15 protein-coding genes and 1 pseudogene are annotated in these 18,416 nt (G+C 48.0%); 7 read left to right on the top strand and 9 right to left on the bottom strand.

The genetic code is table 11. The features are described from left to right. Positions 1-70 precede the first annotated feature (70 nt). Complete coding sequence (locus tag ACMUEV_RS11640) at positions 71-1,240, bottom strand: IS701 family transposase (protein WP_415354786.1); 1,170 nt, start codon at positions 1,238-1,240, stop codon at positions 71-73. Here ACMUEV_RS11640 and ACMUEV_RS11635 point away from each other — a divergent pair. Beyond that, positions 1,219-2,363 (top strand): annotated as a pseudogene (locus ACMUEV_RS11635) (ISAzo13 family transposase). The gene ACMUEV_RS11640 and the pseudogene ACMUEV_RS11635 sit on opposite strands and share 22 nt — an antisense overlap. A 154-nt stretch (positions 2,364-2,517) precedes the next feature. Here ACMUEV_RS11635 and ACMUEV_RS11630 read toward each other — a convergent pair. Next, the gene (locus tag ACMUEV_RS11630; protein WP_190647060.1) at positions 2,518-3,222 is read right to left on the bottom strand and encodes a class I SAM-dependent methyltransferase; all 705 of its coding nucleotides are present in this window, start codon (positions 3,220-3,222) and stop codon (positions 2,518-2,520) included. A gap of 221 nt (positions 3,223-3,443) precedes the next feature. On the opposite strand from ACMUEV_RS11630, the gene ACMUEV_RS11625 reads away from it, so the two are divergent. From ACMUEV_RS11625 to ACMUEV_RS11615, 3 genes are all read left to right on the top strand, one after another. Beyond that, a complete protein-coding gene (locus ACMUEV_RS11625; protein WP_242044190.1) occupies positions 3,444-4,160 on the top strand; it encodes a M23 family metallopeptidase in 717 nt (238 codons plus the stop codon). A gap of 130 nt (positions 4,161-4,290) precedes the next feature. After that, positions 4,291-4,782 carry a rhodanese-like domain-containing protein gene (locus tag ACMUEV_RS11620; protein WP_190647062.1) on the top strand — a complete coding sequence of 164 codons (492 nt, stop codon included), beginning with the start codon at positions 4,291-4,293 and terminating at the stop codon, positions 4,780-4,782. A 137-nt stretch (positions 4,783-4,919) separates the two neighbouring features. Further along, positions 4,920-5,567, top strand: a complete 648-nt coding sequence (locus ACMUEV_RS11615) for an SOS response-associated peptidase (RefSeq protein WP_190647063.1) — start codon at positions 4,920-4,922, stop codon at positions 5,565-5,567. Between the two features lie 30 nt (positions 5,568-5,597). Here the strand turns inward: ACMUEV_RS11615 and ACMUEV_RS11610 are convergent, their stop codons facing one another. The 7 genes from ACMUEV_RS11610 to ACMUEV_RS11580 form a co-directional block, all read right to left on the bottom strand. Beyond that, positions 5,598-7,799 (bottom strand): molybdopterin oxidoreductase family protein, encoded by a 2,202-nt coding sequence (locus ACMUEV_RS11610; protein WP_190647064.1) that lies wholly within the window; start codon positions 7,797-7,799, stop codon positions 5,598-5,600. Between the two features lie 21 nt (positions 7,800-7,820). After that, entirely contained in the window at positions 7,821-8,057 is a 237-nt protein-coding gene (locus ACMUEV_RS11605) for a DUF1830 domain-containing protein (protein WP_017288930.1), read from the bottom strand. A 446-nt stretch (positions 8,058-8,503) separates the two neighbouring features. Next, complete coding sequence (locus ACMUEV_RS11600) at positions 8,504-9,340, bottom strand: nitrate ABC transporter ATP-binding protein (protein ID WP_017288931.1); 837 nt, start codon at positions 9,338-9,340, stop codon at positions 8,504-8,506. A gap of 73 nt (positions 9,341-9,413) precedes the next feature. Continuing rightward, a complete protein-coding gene (locus ACMUEV_RS11595) occupies positions 9,414-11,432 on the bottom strand; it encodes a nitrate ABC transporter ATP-binding protein (RefSeq protein ID WP_190647065.1) in 2,019 nt (672 codons plus the stop codon). A gap of 33 nt (positions 11,433-11,465) precedes the next feature. Next, complete coding sequence (gene ntrB / locus ACMUEV_RS11590) at positions 11,466-12,299, bottom strand: nitrate ABC transporter permease (protein WP_190647066.1); 834 nt, start codon at positions 12,297-12,299, stop codon at positions 11,466-11,468. Positions 12,300-12,385: 86 nt separating this feature from the next. Then, positions 12,386-13,723, bottom strand: a complete 1,338-nt coding sequence (locus ACMUEV_RS11585) for a CmpA/NrtA family ABC transporter substrate-binding protein (protein WP_190647067.1) — start codon at positions 13,721-13,723, stop codon at positions 12,386-12,388. Between the two features lie 96 nt (positions 13,724-13,819). Further along, complete coding sequence (locus ACMUEV_RS11580) at positions 13,820-15,784, bottom strand: ferredoxin--nitrite reductase (protein ID WP_190647068.1); 1,965 nt, start codon at positions 15,782-15,784, stop codon at positions 13,820-13,822. Between the two features lie 330 nt (positions 15,785-16,114). Between ACMUEV_RS11580 and ACMUEV_RS11575 the strand changes: the two genes are divergently transcribed. The 3 genes from ACMUEV_RS11575 (at position 16,115) to ACMUEV_RS11565 (ending at position 18,371) form a co-directional block, all read left to right on the top strand. Beyond that, a complete protein-coding gene (locus ACMUEV_RS11575; RefSeq protein ID WP_026148733.1) occupies positions 16,115-16,531 on the top strand; it encodes a ubiquinol-cytochrome c reductase iron-sulfur subunit in 417 nt (138 codons plus the stop codon). Positions 16,532-16,602: 71 nt separating this feature from the next. Next, on the top strand, positions 16,603-16,842 hold the full coding sequence (locus ACMUEV_RS11570; protein WP_190647069.1) for a hypothetical protein: 240 nt from the start codon (positions 16,603-16,605) through the stop codon (positions 16,840-16,842). A gap of 251 nt (positions 16,843-17,093) precedes the next feature. Further along, the gene (locus tag ACMUEV_RS11565) at positions 17,094-18,371 is read left to right on the top strand and encodes a HEAT repeat domain-containing protein (protein WP_190647070.1); all 1,278 of its coding nucleotides are present in this window, start codon (positions 17,094-17,096) and stop codon (positions 18,369-18,371) included. Positions 18,372-18,416: the final 45 nt, after the last annotated feature.

Genomic DNA, 18,416 nt, shown 5'->3' with positions numbered 1-18,416 from the left:
AACATCGACTGTTTGAGTTCCCAACCTAAATGCCAGATCAAGCGGCGAATCTCAGCAATTGAGTTTGGAATTACAGACCACGCTTGCGCTTGAATGCGGAGAACTGACGCGATAGATGCCCCCCTTTTTCTAATTCAGATGCATGTGAGCGGACTATCGTCAAAAACGCATGAGCGAGGCAAGATAAGGTGATATGACGATACCAGCCTTGCCAAGTTCTGACCTCATACTGGTCGAAGCCGACTTCCCCTTTGGCAGTTTGAAAGCACATTTCGATTGTCCAGCGCGTGCCTGCGATCTTGACGACGGCTTCGAGGGGAGTTTCCGTCGGAACAAATGCTAAGAAGTAGGCAACTTCATTGGGTTGGTCAACAGAACGGCGTGCCACCACCCAACGCTGCCAGTTTGGTCGCTCAGGATGCGGGATAGCAATCGCTGTCCAATCGAACCAGCGTTGTCCTTTTGCACCGCTGCCTGCACTCAGGCGTGACCAATCACTGGAGTCAAGTTCAGCAATAACTTGGTCAATCCGCTGTTTTTCCCACTTGAAACTGACCGAGTGATCACACGCGACCTCCAGCACATAGCGCACCTGATGTTGTTCCAACAAATCGCGCAAGTGGTAGTCACTGCCATACACACTATCCCCTGTCACCCAGCCCACGGGCACTTGTGCTTCAAACGTTCGCTCCAGCATCATACGTGCCAGTTTTGGCTTGGTAGCAAACTTGCGCTCCACGGGGACATGCGCCGCTCGACAACGTGCCGCGTCGTCTGTCCAACTTTTCGGCAAGTACAATTCTCGGTCAAGAAATGTATGTCCTTGACGAGTTGCATAGACTAGGAACACGCCAATCTGACAGTTCTCGACTCGTCCTGCGGTTCCAGAGTACTGCCGCTGTACCCCAACGGAATGCTTGCCTTTTTTGAGAAATCCGGTTTCATCAATCACAAGCACAGCTTCACGATCTCCCATCTGTTCCACCACATAGCTGCGAACATCATCCCGCAACTCATCTGCACTCCATTTTGACCGATTCAACAGATGTTGGATGCCATAAGGTGTCTCATCGCCACATTGCTCTGACAACTGCCAACCGTTCTTGCGCTCAATTGGACTCAGCAACCCTTGAACGTACTCCTGCATCCGTTGTCTGGCTTCGACTCGTCCGAACTGATACCCGACTCGCGCAATCAGTGCATCGAATTCACGCAGCCATGTCTGCACCTCAGTCCTCATTTGTAGCAATGCACCTGGATGACTCAGCATCGACCACCAGCCCCAAAATGTTCACGACATTTCTAGGGTTCCCAATATCTACAACTGTAGTACTAGGGGAACGTCGCACTGGACTGGTGTGTATCAGCGCGCAAGTAGGCAATAGTGGGGCGAAACGCTGGGAAGAAAAGTATCCCGAAGTTGCTTCAGCGTTGCAGCAGATCGCGGAAGATCACGCTCAACAAGACCCGACGTTTAAGACGACGATTGCTTACACGCGATTAACGGCACAAGCGGCGATTGCTCAACTGCGAGAACAAGGGTTTGGGGAGGAGCAATTGCCTGCACCCAGCACGATGGCAGTGATCTTGAATCGGATGGGTTATCGATTGAAGCCCGTGGTCAAAGCCATTCCCCAAAAAAACTGCCCGAAACCGATGCGATCTTCGACAACATCAAAGCCAAAGATCGCAAAAGTGAAAACGGTAGCATCAAACGATTGAGTCTGGATTGCAAAGCCACGGTGAACATTGGCAAGTATTCTCGTGGCGGGCAAACCAGAGGCAATCCTCAAGCGCTTGACCATGATATGGGATGCGAGGAAACGTACATTCCTTGTGGGATTGTGGATGAAGATAGTGGACAACTGCATCTCTACTTTGGCAGTTCGCATAAAACCAGTGATTTCATCGTCGATACCCTTCAAGATTGGTGGAGTCGCTTGACCCTCAAGCAACAGAGACTGACCGAACGCTTGCAACTCAAAGTCGATAATGGACCAGAGAGTAGTGGGATTCGCACTCAGTTTCTCAACCGCATGGTCGAATTTGCAGACCAGATTGGCATATCCATTCAACTGCTCTACTATCCGCCCTACCATAGCAAGTACAATCCCATTGAACGCTGTTGGGGCATCCTCGAACAGCACTGGAATGGAACTCAACTGACCACGGTGCAAACGATGCTCGCTTGGGCAGAAAGTATGACTTGGAAAGGCATTCATCCCATCGTGGCGTTGAACACCAACCCTTATCCAAAAGGCATTGCACTTTCCAAAGTTGAGATGCGTGAGGTTGAGTGCAGATTAGAACGCAATCCAGACCTACCGAAATGGGATATCTTAATTCGACCACTTAATGGGTAAAGTCATTGGAAGAAGTCGCCTTAACCCATTTTTTCATATCGATTGGATGGGTTTGTTAGAGTCTCAATGAGATCGCGATCGCGCTTCCAGATTTGAAAACACAATCGCAATTAGGTCAATCTGCTTGCGGGGATGAGCAGTTACTTTCGTCCCGTTATGCTTTCTCAAAAATCATAATGTGCTGCTGTGGCAACCCATTGCGAGTCTCAACATACTTTAAGCCCGCAACACTCATTTCTTGTCTGACCTGCTTTTGAGTCATTTTGTGCAATCCCTTAATCATCACAAATGGATTCTCGCCTCGATACTCGACTAAAACCACCCGTCCTTGAGGTTTAAGCGATCTCACAATCGCCAACATCATTTCCTGAGGAAACTCAAACTCATGATACGCATCGACCATTAATGCTAAATCCACACTGTTCTCAGGCAAATTCGGAGTTGTCTCGCTGCCTAAAATCGGCTCAACATTTGCAATCTTTTTTTGATCTTTTAGATAATTTAGAATCTCTAACATCTCCGGCTGCACATCGACTGCATAAACTCTTCCCTGAGGAATAGCAGATGCAATTCGGAAACTAAAATACCCCGTTCCGGCTCCAATATCTGCCACAACACTGTTCGGCTTAAGCTGCAAAGCTGTCATCACCTTTTGCGGTTGTTCCTCGGTCTCGCGGCTCGATCGCTCTAACCATCCTGCGCCCTGATGCCCCATCACCTGAGCAATCTCACGCCCCATATAGATTTTGCCAATTCCATCCGGATCGTGATTGGCACGCACTTCATACGCATCCGCCCACACAGGCGAACTTAGACATATCCAAACCGCGAAAATTGCTGCCAATCTTCTCCAAAACATTGTCCTACCTCGATACGGATTCTCTCTTCTAGAGACTGTAAACTGTTGTCAGTTTTGTAGCAATCAAGAGTGCCGTGTTCCTGACTAAACGTTCTATCCTGCTTCAATTCGCGCTGGCAATGACGATCGCTCTATCGATCATCTTCTGCACTGCGCCTTCTCGCGCCTTCCAAGCCCAACTCACACCTAAATCTCCGGCGCTTGGAGATACCGTTTCACTCATGACCCAATCTCAAACTGCTCCGTCTGTTCGTTTTAACGGTAAGACCTATCCCTCGTTTGATCTCGGCAACAATCGCTATCGCACACTCTTACCGACCACTCCGCTCGATCGTCCAGGTCGGCTGTCGATTCAAGTGACTGCTGGAACAGATACACAAACGATTCCAATCACGTTGAGAAATCGATCGTTTCCGACCCAAAGCATCTGGCTTCCACCGGGTAAAGATAGTAATGGTGATGATGCTGAGTTCGATCGAGTTGATGCCTTTAAAGCGATCGTTTCTCCAGAAAAACTTTGGTCAGGTAAATTTTTACGCCCGAACCAAGGCGAGGTTAGCTCTGGCTATGGAATTCGCCGCTATTACAACGGAGTCTTTGCAAAAGATTACTATCATCGGGGAATTGACTATGCAGGCGGATATGGTTCAGCGATCGTTGCTCCTGCCGCAGGTCGTGTTGTTCTCATCGGACGCGAATCTCAAGGCTTCCGAGTGCATGGAAACTGCGTCGGAATCGACCACGGTCAAGGAGTCGAATCGATTTACATTCATATGAGTCGAATTGATGTCAAAGAAGGCGATTTCGTTAAACCTGGGCAGCGGATTGGTGCAGTCGGAGCAACTGGGTCTGCAACGGGGCCTCACCTCCATTGGGGCGTGTTTGTCCATAGCTTAGCTGTAGATCCGACTCCTTGGCGGACTGGCACGTTTGAATAAGCAAGCTGTACGACATCCAAAATTGCAGAATCTACCTTTTGACGATCGCTGGCTTCTAACTTGAGCCAGATTAGTCTTTCCTGTCCTTCCCGATAGAGTGCAATAGACCTCTAAACGGGAAGTTTTTATTATGTCTAAACTAGAAGATGCGATTGAAAATGCTAAAGAAGCACTGCCCAACATTACACCAACTCCACATGGACTGAAGGCAGAGTCTTCTGTTCATGATCTCAAGTCTCGTCTAGAGTGGGGCGAACCTGCCTTGACGATTCTGGATGTCCGTTCTCGTGATGTTTACAATCACGGGCACATCATGGGCGCGATGGAATTTCCAATGGATCAGTTGGTCGAACTGGCGCAGAAGAATTTTGAATACAAGCGCGATATCTATGTCTATGGCGCAACCGATGAAGAAACAACTGAAGCAGCAAGAATGCTACGTCAAGCAGGCTTTGTGAACGTTGCAGAACTCAAAGGCGGACTGGAAGCGTGGAAAGCTGTTGGTGGCTCGACCGAAGGAATCGATGAAACTCGCGCTGAACCGGGGGCAAATGCTTACAACGTGGTAACGAATGTCAAGAACCATTTTGAGCGGCAAGAGATCGACTTTCAAAAGCCGTAGTTGCTAGGCTAGAACGAGAGCACTCTAGCTTTCTTGGAGGCTAGAGTGCTCTCATTTCTTTCAGCAGATCTCTCAAATCAGGGAGATTCAGGGCGTGAGAGATCAACATCTGTACCTGTGAAAATGAAGTCAGTCCTATGTGTGGAAGATTTACACAGACCCACTCTGCCGCCGAACTCGCAGCCATGTTCGACCTCGAAGAAACTCCCGATTGGCAGCCTCGCTACAATATTGCGCCGACTCAACCGATTCTCGCGATCGTTACACCGCATCATTCAAAATCTCTACGCTGGGGCTTAATCCCATCCTGGTCAAAAGATCCAACGATCGGTTCTCGCCTGATTAATGCCCGTGCCGAAACGCTCAGCGAAAAACCTGCTTTCCGAACTGCCTTTAAGCGGCGACGTTGCCTGATTCCCGCCGATGGCTACTACGAATGGCAAAAGCAACCTGACAAAAAGCAACCGTTCTATTTCCGACTCGAATCTGGTCAACCTTTCGCTTTTGCTGGCTTATGGGAACACTGGAATTCTCCCGAGGGAGACGAGATTGAAACTTGTACGATCATCACAACTGAAGCAAACGAACTCGCTGCAACTGTTCACGATCGAATGCCCGTTATCTTGAGCGAAGATTTGTACGATCGCTGGCTCGATCCGGATTTCAAATCCCCGCAATCGATGCTCCACCCCTATGTTAGCGACAAAATGATCAGCTATCCCGTTTCAACGGCAGTCAATCGCCCAACCCACGACACACCAGATTGCATTGCTCGATTGAATTGACGCTCGTAAATCTAAACCAGAAAATCATCCTCAAGAAGGCGAAGCAACTAGATGAGTTGAAGCATTAGAATTCTCGATCGCTTTCACCGGAATCAATTGCACGGCACAGGCCTTCAGTTCTGGCTGCTTAGAGTCGGGACAAGCAATCTCATGAGTCAGAGCGTTCGCTTCTGCGTTTTCCGCCCACAACGCCCCCCAATGCATCGGAACAAAGACAGTCTTAGGCGTAATCGCTTTCGTCACTTTAGCCGGAAATCGGGCTGTGCCTCTTCTCGATCGTACTTCCACCCAATCATCCGATTGAATGCCCAACTTTTCAGCATCCCGCGGATGAATCTCAATGAATGGATTCGGATACATTTGTCGAATCTTCTCAATTCTTCCAGTACGGCTCTGAGTATGCCAATGCCCATACAATCGACCCGTCGTAAGCACAAACGGATAGTTGTCATCAGGTGGCTCTGCAAGCCCACGCGAGTAGACCTGAGAAAAGCGCGCCTTCCCGTCTGGCGTATGGAATTTTAGATCGGTATAAAGCCGTTTTGCTTTTTCTACTTTTTGTTGCGTCGGTTCAGCTTTGCTTGAAAAAGGCCATTGTGTTGCACCCATTTCTCGTAAGTAAGTATGGCTCAATCCCGACTGATCACAAGGACGATCGCGAGTAAGCTGCACAAACTCTGCATAAACTTCAGCCGCATAGTTAAAAGCAAACTGCTTGCGATAGCCTAATCTCCGTCCAACCTCTGCGAAAATCTCCCAATCCGATCGAGCTTCACCCGGCGCAACTCGAAACTGAGGGCACAACGTTACACGACGTTCGGAATTCGTCATCACACCTGTCTTCTCACTCCATTGCGTCGTCGGTAACAACACATGAGCATAGTCCGCCATCTCAGTCGGATAGTAACACTCCTGATAGACCGTAAAAGGAGATTGACGTAATGCAGCTTTCGTTCGCTCAATGTCGGGCATACTCACTGCCGGATTCGTTGCTGCAACCCACAACATTCCAAGGTTACCTGTTTCAAGTCCAGTGATCATCTCCCAAGCTGTTAGGCCGGGATTAGACGAGATTGAGCCTGTTGGGAGTTGCCAGAATGTCTCAAGTTCAGCCCGATGCCCTGGATTCGTAACCGATCGATAACCCGGCAACAGATGCGATAGTCCACCTGCTTCGCGTCCCCCCATCGCATTCGGTTGTCCTGTCAGCGAGAAAGGACCAGCCCCAGGTTTACCAATTTGCCCAGTCATTAAGTGAACATTGATAATCGCTCGAACTTTGGCGGTTCCTTCTGACGACTGATTCACTCCCATTGACCACATGGAGAGGACTCGCTTTGCGCTGCTCCAGTAGTGAGCCGCAGTCAAAAGCTCGGTTTCAGCAATGCCGCATCGAATCGCAACGACATCAGGTGGATAGTGGCGAATCACTTCCTTAAATTCTTCAAAACCATTCGTATGAGATTCAATAAAAGCTTTGTCTAAATCGCCCCATCTCAGTAAAAGATGAGCAATTCCATACATTAAATCAATATCTGTTCCTGGATTAATTGCGAGATGGAGATCAGCAGCAGCAGCAGTCTCAGTGCAACGAGGATCGACGACAATCAGCTTCACATCGGAGTTTTTCTTGTGGTAGCGACGGAAGCGATTAAACACGATCGGGTGACACTCTGCGGTGTTTGTGCCAATCAGAAAAGCACAATCAGTTTGTTCTAAATCCTCATAGCAACAAGGCGGTCCATCGGCTCCAAAGCTCTGAAGGTAGCCTGCAACAGCCGAAGACATACACAGGCGCGAATTTGCATCAAAGTTATTGGTGCCTAAACAGCCTTTCATCAGCTTTTGAGCGATGTAGTAATCTTCAGTTTGAAACTGTCCTGAAGCATACATGCCGATCGCATCGACTCCTTGGGTAAACTTTACTAGACGAATGCGATCGACAATTTTCGTCAACGCTTCTTCCCAAGTCACTCGACGAAAAGGCTGATCCAATGCATCCCGCATCATCGGAAAACGCAAGCGATCTTTGTGCAGGGATTCAGCGATCGTTGCACCCTTCACACAGACCATACCCTGGCTAGAAGGATGAGTGCGATCGCCTCGGACATTCCAGAGTGGCGTTCCGTCTTTATCTCGATTGACTGCTTTCCCCGGAATCGCAGGCGGCAGCACCTCCAAACCGCAGCCAACCCCGCAGTATGGACAGAGCGTTTTAGTTGGATCAGCCATTAGTCTATAACCCCTTAGTTCTCAAGTTCTGCCTTTCGTTCGCGATAAGACTTCAAGCTGCGAACAGGCAATCGATTGAAATAACTGCAACCCGTTTTCTGTGTAAGTATAAATCTCTAATCGTTCTTCTGGTAAGCTTTCAAACACAATTTTTTCACTGGGAAAAACCATACGATCGAGCGCAAGCTGAGTAGTATGTAATCGAATTTGCTGAATGCTATGAGAAGTATTGATGTAGTAGCAAAGAATCGAAGTCATGAATGTAATGGGGGGATCACACCCGTAAAGAGGACAATCGAACAGAGTCAAATCACTGTGTACTGCTGTAAGCATGTTTCGGGCAGCCGTCTTTGAAGAAAAACTGTCAGATGCGTCTAGTCTGTTTCCGGTTGGGAGAATCAGGCTGTGTGAATAGTTACGGGTTGAGAATCTTAACCATTGTATTCAATCCATCACTCTAGCAATCTCTTGCAAGAAGATGCATCAATCTGAACAAGGCAGAAGAAGCTAGAATCTCTTATTGACAAAGAATTTAAAGAAATTGCTATCCTATACAGTCAAGCGTTTCTGATGTATAAATTTTAGCGATTCTAGTTTTATTTTAATTTGAGGTTTGACCGTACTGAGATCGGCTAGATGCCGTGAGTTTTTAGAATAAATTTTAGACTCTCAGTACGATCGTAAAAGTGTTAAGGAATTAATTCCTATTCATCATCATGAGCGTATTTCCCAAACAGGAAGTCAAGTGCATAGTTTCGCAACGTGTAGTACTTTGGATCTTCCATTAAAGCAGCACGTTCGCGAGGACGCGGGAAGGGAACTTCCATGATTTCGCCAATCGTTGCCGCAGGACCATTGGTCATCATCACGACGCGATCGGCAAGAAACAACGCTTCATCAATGTCGTGGGTAATCATCAAGACCGTCACTTTATGCTGTGACCAAATTTGGAGCAGTTCTTCTTGAAGTTCCTCTTTTGTAATCGCATCCAATGCTCCAAATGGCTCATCAAGAATCAACACTTCTGGATAGATAGACAAAGCACGCGCGATCGAGACTCGTTGCTTCATTCCACCCGATAGCTGCTTGGGCTTTTTGTTGGCTGCTTCTTCGAGTCCGACCATCGCCAAATGTTTGTTGACGATATCAGTTTTCTCTGCCTTAGATTTGTCAGGATAAACGGCGTGAACTGCGAGATAAATGTTCTCGAATGCTGTTTTCCAAGGAAGTAATGCATAGTTCTGAAACACAACCATACGATCGGGACCTGGTTCAGAAACCCGCTTGCCCGCGACTCGGACTTCACCAGCAGTCGGCTGACGAAAGCCAGAAATCATATCTAGTAAAGTGGATTTGCCACAGCCAGAGTGACCAATCACGCAGATAAATTCGCCTTCATTAACGGTGAGATTGACATTCTCAAGAATGACTGCTTCTCCGCCGTCTTTTTTAGGATAAACCTTTGAAACTCCCTCAACTTCGACTAGGGGAGTGAGTGGATTTGCTTCAGTGTGTGGATTTGGAGTTGAGAGAATTTGCATAAGGAGTGAGTGGGTGAGAGGTCAGAGAGATAGAGGGTGGGGAGTGGGGAGTGGGGAGAACTCCCCGTTCCTACTACGCTGCGATCGACGTTTTAATCGGTTCTGCAACATCGATGATCACCTCTTCGATGCGAATTTCACGATGAATCGTCAAGCTATTGAGATAGCCAATCGGATCATCTGGATTGAATTCGACACCATCAAAGAGTTGGAACGATCGACGATCGCCTTCGTGATCCGGCAGACCTAATTCACGTGCAGCTCGACCATAGAGATCGACTCGGCGCACTCGTTCTAGGACTTCGATCCAGTTTTTCGGGAAGACAGTAATGCCCCACCGTGCTAACTGAGTCAAGATCCATAAATCTTCTACACCATTTGGACAGTTCGCATTGTCCACATGGAACTGATTGAATCGTAGTAAGTTGACCGGAGGCTCACCCGTTCCGGTGTCATAGGCATCAATGAATCCAGGACGCGCAAAGTCCGCTGCTGCACCCACATATTGAGGACGGGCAAGTAAGGTAAGAATCTCTTCACGATTTCGACGATCGTCACAGTACTCACAAGCTTCAAGCATGGCTTTCACCAGAGCATTGTGAGTTTCTGGATGCTGAGATGTCCAATCTTCACGGACTCCTAACACTTTTTCAGGGTGTCCTTGCCAAATATCTAAATCGGTGGCTACCACATAGCCTGCACCTTCTTGGATCGCACGAGAATTCCAAGGCTCGCCAGCACAGAATCCATCAATGTTCCCGGCAACTAAGTTCGACACCATTTGAGGCGGCGGAACCACCGTGAGATTGAGATCTTGATCTGGATCAATGCCTCCAGATGCCAGCCAGTAACGCAGCATCAAATTGTGCATCGAAGTTGGATAAACCACACCCAACGTATGAGTTTGATCCTGGGTTGCTTCTAGCACCTGTTTGAAGTCAGCGAGGGTGCGAACGCCTTTGTCTAAGAAAGACTTGTTCAGGGTGATCGCATTCCCATTGCGAGACGTGACCATTGCGGTCACAATCGGAAGCGGGTCGTAACCACTGTTACCTAGCGTCATTGCGAGTGGCATCGCAGCGACCATTTGAGCCGCATCTAAGCGATTGCTGCGAATTCCTTCAGCGATCGCTTTCCAACTCGGTTCGCGACTGAGCGTGACATCCTCAAGCCCATGCTTCTGGAAGAATCCTTTCTCTTTCGCCACAATCAGCGGCGCACAGTCTGTGAGCGGAACAAATCCAATTTCGAGATTGACCTTCTCTAAGCCATTCTTAGCAACGGCAGCAACAGCTTGGCGTTTGCGTTTCTTGTCCCGTTTCTGCTGATTTAAGAAGTAGATCATTTCATTCCGTAGCGCATAGTAGCTCGGATGATTCACAACTTCCAAACGGTTGCGAGGACGAGGAATTGGCACGGTGAGAATTTGCCCAATATGGGCTTCTGGACCATTGGTTAGCATCACAATGCGATCGCTGAGCAACAACGCTTCATCGACATCGTGTGTCACCATTACACAGGTCAAGTTGTTCTCCTGAGCAATGTTCATTAATTGCTGCTGGAGATTTCCTCGCGTCAGTGCGTCTAATGCCCCAAATGGTTCGTCTAACAACAAGAGCTTCGGGCGAATCGCTAACGCTCTCGCGATCGCTACACGTTGCTTCATCCCACCGGATAGTTCCTTTGGTTTTTTATCGGCTGCATGGCGCAGTCCTACCATATCAATATGATGCTCAACTACCTCATGTCGCTCAGCTTTGGATGCGCCTTTCATGACTTTATTGACTGCTAGCGCAATGTTCTCGCGCACGGTCTTCCAAGGTAAGAGCGAATAGTTTTGAAACACCATCATGCGATCGGGACCAGGTTCGGTGACTTGCCGACCTTCGAGAATCACCCCTCCTGTCGAAGCATGATCTAATCCAGCAATGATATTTAGCAAGGTAGACTTGCCACAGCCAGAGTGACCAATAAATGAGATAAACTCACCTTGGTTAATCTTCAGCTCAATGTTTTTCAGAGCAATGTACTCGCCGCCATCTTTGAGCGGGAATACCTTATCCACGTGGTCAACTTCTAAGAAAACAGACATAGCAAAAATCAGGTGAGGGGTTGAGTGATCAGTTTAGTTATCAGATGTAATCAGTGAACCGAGCCAGCCAACTAAGCGATCAAGCACTAATCCAACTAAGCCGACCAACAAGACACAGATGATAATTTGGCTCATGCTGTCCTCGTTGCCTGCGTTGTAAGCATCCCAAATCTTAAAGCCGATGCCGCCTTCTGCTTTCAGCATTTCTGCTGCCACAATTGCCAGCCATGCTAAACCAATCCCAATTTTCAGTCCACCAAATACATAAGGCACAGTGGACGGAACCAAAATACTCAAGAAATACTCTTTACCCGACAGCTTCAAGACTTTAGCAACGTTGTTGTAGTCTTGCGGAATTTGCTGCACACCGACTGCGGTATTAATCACGATCGGCCAAATTGCTGTGACAAAAATGACGAAGATTGCGGCTGGATTGTTGTCTTGGAAGACTCCCAACGAGATCGGCAACCATGCGAGTGGAGGAACTGTTCTTAAAACTTGCACGATCGGGTCAAGTCCGTTCCGCATGAACTTACTTACACCGAGTAAAACGCCGAGTGCAATTCCTACGACAGCCGCAAGCGAGTACCCGATCGCGACTCGTTCCAAACTAATAAGAATTTGCAAGCCTAACCCTTTATCTGTCCCGCCATTGTCGTAGAACGGATCGAGAATCAATCTCCAAGTCTGTTCAATGACTTTGATCGGACCGGGCATCTTGGATTCTGGACTCAGACACAGCAGTTGCCAGAGCACCAGCGCAATGCCGACGCAGACAATGACTGGAACGAGGGCACCACTATACTTTTTCAGAGTTTCTGAGAATTGGGACGGTCGAACGGGACGGAGAGTCGGGTTGATAGTCATAGGAGAGAGGAAAGAACGTTGTAGGACAGTCAGCAGCAATGAGGGAGAGGCGAGCAAGATGGCAAATCCGACTCGCCTCGTCTAAGTTATGCTTTTTTGATTTTGAGGCTATCCAAGTAAGCTTTTGGATTTGCAGGATCAAAGGTCACTTTGTCGAAGAAGGTTTCTATGCCACGAGAATCGGCATCTTTGGGAATTGCTGCTTCTTGACCGATCGCTTTGGCTGCTGCTTGCCAAATATCCGAGCGATTCACTTTGTCAACTAACGCTTTGACATCGGTATCGGCTTCAAACTTGCCCCAACGCATATTTTCAGTGACGAACCAAGCGTCATGGCTCTTGAACGGATAAGCTGCATCCTCACGCCAGAATTTCATCAGCAGATCGCTGTTCTGCAACGTGCGACCATTGCCCATATCGAAGTTCCCTTTTGAACGTTCAACAATGTCTGCAGCAGGCGCTTTCACATACTTGTCAGCCGACAAGATCTTGCACATTTCTTCTTTGTTCTCGTCCTTGTCACACCACATTTGAGCTTCAAGGACTGCCATCATCAGGGCTTTTGTTGCTTTAGGATTCTTGTCTACCCAATCAGCCCGCATTGAGAACGATTTTTCTGGATGGTTCTTCCAGAATTCGCCTGTGGTAATCGCGGTGTAACCCAATTTCTTGCTAACTAAGCGCTCGTTCCAAGGTTCACCCACACAGAAGGCATCCATCGTTTTGGTTTCCATATTGGCAACCATTTGAGCGGGTGGAACAACCACAAGGTCAACATCTTTCTCAGGATCAATGCCACCTGCTGCGAGCCAGTAACGAATCCACAGATCGTGAGTTCCCCCTGGGAAAGTCATAGCACACTTGAATTTCTTACCTGCTGCTGCTGCTTCCGCGATTTTTGCTTTCAAAGGAGAGCTATCGACTGCAAGCTTGAGATCAGCATAGTCATTCGAGACTGAAATTCCTTGACCGTCAGTGTTCAAACGGCTCAAGATGTACATCGGCACAGGCGTATTACCCTTGGTAATTTTACCTGCGGACATAAAGTAAGGAATCGGAGTCAAAATGTGAGAACCATCAATTCCACCTTTCTCGGAACCCAATTCCAAGTTGTCACGCACCACTGCCCATGAGGTTTGCTTAGTAACGGTCACATCCTTCATGCCGTACTTCGCGAAGAATCCTTTCTCTAACGCAATGATCAATGGAGCCGAATCGGTCAGGGCGATAAAGCCTAATTTAGCCGTTGTGACTTCTGGTGCATCTGCCGCACTGATATTTGCAGCAGGAGAGGCAGCCGGAGAGGACGCACCGCTAGAAGCACTTTTATTTAGCCCTGTGCTACAACCATTCACAATCACTGCGCCTGCTGCGGTTGCGCCTGCGGTCAAAATGAACTTACGTCTTGAAAGATTAGAAGACATGGATCGTCCTTTTTAGAGAATGTACTGAAGGAAAAGGAAGCACAGCAAAAAGCTGGCGCATGTGAGAACAATGAGCGGAGCGAACAAACTTAGGGATCAAGCATCGAGCAAGATACGACCGACAGGACGAGCAATACAGGTGAGAATCTGACCCGAAGCGCGATCGTGCTCATCGAGCACATCGGGTTCGCTGTCATAGCTGACTTCACCTTCGAGTAAGGTGCATTTACAACTTCCACACGTTCCTGATCGGCAAGAACTTTCGATCGCGACTTCGGCTTGGTCTGCGATGTCTAGAATCAAATCATCCTGGGTACAGGCGATTTCTTTTCCTGACTGAGCAAAACGAATCGTTGCTGGAGCTGCGATTTCTGTTGGCGCTTTTACAACAGGTGGCGCACTCAGCACATAGTCAAACTCTTGTGCATTAAGCTCTTGCACGGTTGTTGATTTCCCGTTCGGTGTTTCCACCGTGGGACGATCGAGCGTGATCAAGGCGGTCTGATTTGGACGAGCGGATTCGGGCAGGTCTGACCAGAGACGCGCACCAAATTGCTCGATCAAAATCTCTTGCAGAATCGGTTTGAGATCTTCACAGGGAATGCTTTTTCTCACACAGGTTCCAAGTTCAGCATGTTTGCCAACTTTGCCCCCCATATAGAGATCCACGCCTTCGACTGTTTTGCCATCTTTGCGGACTTTTGTGCCCATCAGTCCGATATCTGCAACTTGAGGTTGTCCACAAGAGTTCGGGCAACCTGTCCAATGAATGCGCACTGGGCGAGGACAGTACAGGTCTTGTTCTAGCTCTTGCATTAAAGCAACCGCACGATTTTTAGTTTCAATCAGTGCGAAGTTGCAAAACTGTGCGCCAGTACAAGACACTAATGCCCGTGAAAGATTCTGAGGCTCGATCGAGAACCGTTTGACAATGGGTTCTCTGAGCAATGCAGAAACTCGTGAATCCGGAACATTCGGAATGATCACATTCTGCTCGACAGTTAAGCGAATTTCACCACTGCCGTAAACTTCAGCGATCCGAGCTAAATCAAACAAATCTTGCGCGTATAACCGTCCCACTGGAACATGCAAGCCCACATAGTTTAATCCAGGCTGTTTTTGGGCATGAATCCCAATGTGATCTCGCTTGTCCCAAAGGATCTCGTCTTTGGCAGCAGCAGGCGTAAAAGCATATCCCAATTGTTTTTCAACCGCTTCGCGGAACGGTTCCAATCCCATCTCATCAATCAGCCACATTAAGCGAGCTTTTTGACGATTTGCTCTCAGTCCCAAGTTCCGATAGACCGTTAAAATTGCTTCGCAGACCGCAACGACATCGCGCGGGTCAACCCAAGCATTGAGTGGAATTGCAGCTTCGCAGCGTTTCCCAGAGAAGAATCCGCCAACTAGGATATTGAATCCTAATGTGCCATCTTTGAAAGCGGGAACGAAAGCAATGTCATTGATTTCAGCATGAACTGAGTTATCGCGGCACCCTGCGATCGCAATATTGAATTTCCGAGGCAAGTTACTAAAGCTCGAATTACCACGACCATTGTTCGTGATCATGTCTTGAACTTTGCGAACTAGCCCACGAGTATCAATTAGCTCATCTGCATCAATGCCAGCAACAGGCGATCCGGTAATGTTACGAACGTTATCCATCCCGGATTGAATGCTCGTCAATCCAGCTTGGTCAAACTTACGAAAAATTTCGGGAAGGTCTTCAATCCGAATTCCTCGCAGTTGAAAGTTCTGGCGAGTCGTGATGTCTGCATTGCCATCATCTCCATAGCGCTGAAGGATTTCTCCGAGCACCCGGGTTTGTCCGCTCGTGATAATGCCATTCGGAACCCGCATTCTCAGCATAAATTTGCCAGGAGTTACGGGGCGAAAGAACACACCGAGCCACTTCAAGCGATGATCACGATCGGTTTCATCCATTGCTTCCCAGCCGAGCCGAGCAAAGTGCTCGAGTTCTGCTTTCACCGCAAGACCATCTTTCTCTGCTTTGAGTTTTTCAAACTTATTGAGGGTCGGTGCTGCAAGGGTGTCTGTCATGGATTGAGCCTATGAATATAAGGTGTTCCAGAGCGAACACAAATCGATATCAACTGCGGAACCGTTTGATGATTCGCGGTGATTACTGAGTAAAGGTAATCGGGATCACAGAGGACATTCGTATCTGTTGTTACAAAACTTTTCATAATATGACGTTTCTGCATAAAGCCGATTCGTTTTCGTCATCTGTCGGCGGGAAGAGGGGGAAGGGCGTACTTTAGAAATAGTTGTAATTTGGTGGGGAGCGGGGGAGGAGTGGGAGATAGAAAGGATTTACCCTACTCCCCACTCCCTACTCACTATTCCTCTATCGTTCTTTAGGAGAACCTCATGCGTCGGAGAACATTTCTATCGTGGGCAAGCGTTGGATGGGTCATGAGTCGAGTTCCGGCAGTGTTGACTGCGTTTTTAGCAGCTTGTCAGGGGGGGCAGAAGAGTGCGAGTGGGATGCAGACTGTGGGCAAAGTGGCAGAGTTAGATCAAAAAGGCTTTTTACAGACTGAGTCACCTGCACCGATCGCTGTTGTTCGTAATCCGGCTGATCCAAAATCTCTGTTAGCTGTGAATCCAACCTGTACCCATCAAGGGTGTTTAGTGGCATGGAAGGCTGAGCGTAAAGCGTTTGAATGTCCTTGTCATGGCTCAGCTTTTGCACCCGATGGCTCGGTACAGAAAGGTCCTGCAACCGCAGCTTTAGCCAAGTACGAGGCAAGCATCGATGGAGAAAATGTGGTTGTGAAACTGTAGTGAAACTTTAGGTAGAGGACGGCTCGATCGCTTTGTTCCACCGTTAGATCAGATCGAATGGAGATGTGATTATGACTCAAATGGCAGAAAAAAGCGGCAGCGCAATTAGCGACCTCGAATATGATTTGCTCACCGCCTTGCACAATAAAGCAGAAGCGGTCAAAGCTTATGAAACTTACATTCAAGATGCACAACAGATGGATTCTCAGCCCTGTGTGCAACTGTTTCAGAAGTTAAGAGAGCAAGATCAACAAACAGCTCAAGAGATTCGTCATCACCTTCAACAAGTGATGCAAAACGGCAAAATGTAAAACTCGCTTTCTTCTTCTAATTCTGGAAGCAGAAGCGAGCAGCTAGTCAATTTCAGCCGGATGGGAAGATAGAAAACAAGAATCATGTCCAGTTTTCCCTTATCTCCCCATCCCCCACTTCCCCATAAAACTCTGACCCTATGCACAATCCGAATCCTCCCGATGCTATTCTCGGAACCCCTACTTCTCGATCGCCCCTTTCTGTGGCAAAGTAAACATCGTGAGAACTGAGATGTGCTAGGGCGAATATTGTGCAGAAATTCAGCTACACCGAAATTTTGGAACGCGCTCAAACCTCGGCTCGTCGCGCGGACTGGGAGCAATTAAGCTTAGACTTACAATTGCTCCTTCTAGGAGATGAGTCTACTCAAGGAACAGCACTTTCTGACCCGAATGTGACACCTGCACTTCTGAATCTAGCCATGCAAGTTCTAGAATCCGGAAGTTTCCAAGAACGTTGGGACATCGCAAAAGTCTTTCCGAATTTCGGCATTGATGCACTTCCACCCTTAATTGAACTGCTCAAAGATGAAGAAGCTGATCCGGAGTCTCAGTGGTTTGCGATCCGCATCTTAGGAAACTTTCATCACCCTCAAGTGGTTGAAACCTTGATTGAGGTCTTGAAGACTTCGCACAGTGAAGAACTCAATTCAATGGCAGTTTCAGTGCTCGCAACTTTAGGGAGTACGGCTGTGCATGTGATTGAAGAGTTATTGCATGAAGATTCGACTCGATTGTTTGCGACCCAAGCATTAGGACAAATTCGGCGATCGCAGACCGTGCCCTTGCTGATGCAAGTCGTGAATGACTCAGATGCTCAAGTGCGCGCGATCGCCATCGAAGCCCTCAGCAGCTTTCATTCTCCTGAAATCACTGCCCTCCTAATCACGGCGCTCAAAGATGTTGCGGCTCCGGTCAGAATTGCCGCAGTATCAGGACTGGGATTTTGTGAAGGGCGAGATTTAGTCAAGCATCTCCGCCCGTTATTGTTTGATCTGAATTTAGAAGTGTGTCGTCAGGCGGCGATCGCGTTAGGTCGCCTTGCGACTCCCGAAGCTGCGACTGCTCTGTATGAAGCTTTGAAGTCAGAGTATATGCCAGAAAATCTCGCGATCGACTTAGTTCGTGCTTTAGGATGGATGCCGATCGTGGATGCACTCATCTATTTAGAATGTGTTTTCATGACAACTTCTGATGAAGGAATTCAGCTTGAGATTGTTCAAACTTTAGGGCGAGTTGGAGAGAATTTACGATCGCAAGCGACTGCCATTTTATTAGCCTGTCCTACACGTACACCAACCGTTCGGCAAGCCGTGGCGCTTTCTCTGGGGCAATTAGGCGATCCGAATGTGATCGATCCGCTGATCGCGATGCTAGCAGATGCTGATGAGGGCGTGCGATTGCATGTGATTTCTGCTTTGAAAACATTAGATGCAGAAGTCGCATATCAAAAATTAGGTCAGATCGAAGCACAAGAATCAGACTTGAAAACAGGAATTGCGATCGCGTTGCAAGAATGGAGCTACTGAGGTCGAGAGAACGCTAGAAACTACTGCTTTTGGCTCGACACAACT

Source organism: Leptolyngbya sp. FACHB-1624 (genome assembly GCF_047649235.1).
GTDB classification, from domain to species: Bacteria; Cyanobacteriota; Cyanobacteriia; order Leptolyngbyales; family Leptolyngbyaceae; genus Leptolyngbya; species Leptolyngbya boryana.
The sequence above is the reverse complement of the archived record's forward strand: the minus strand, read 5'-3'. Positions and strand labels throughout refer to the sequence as shown.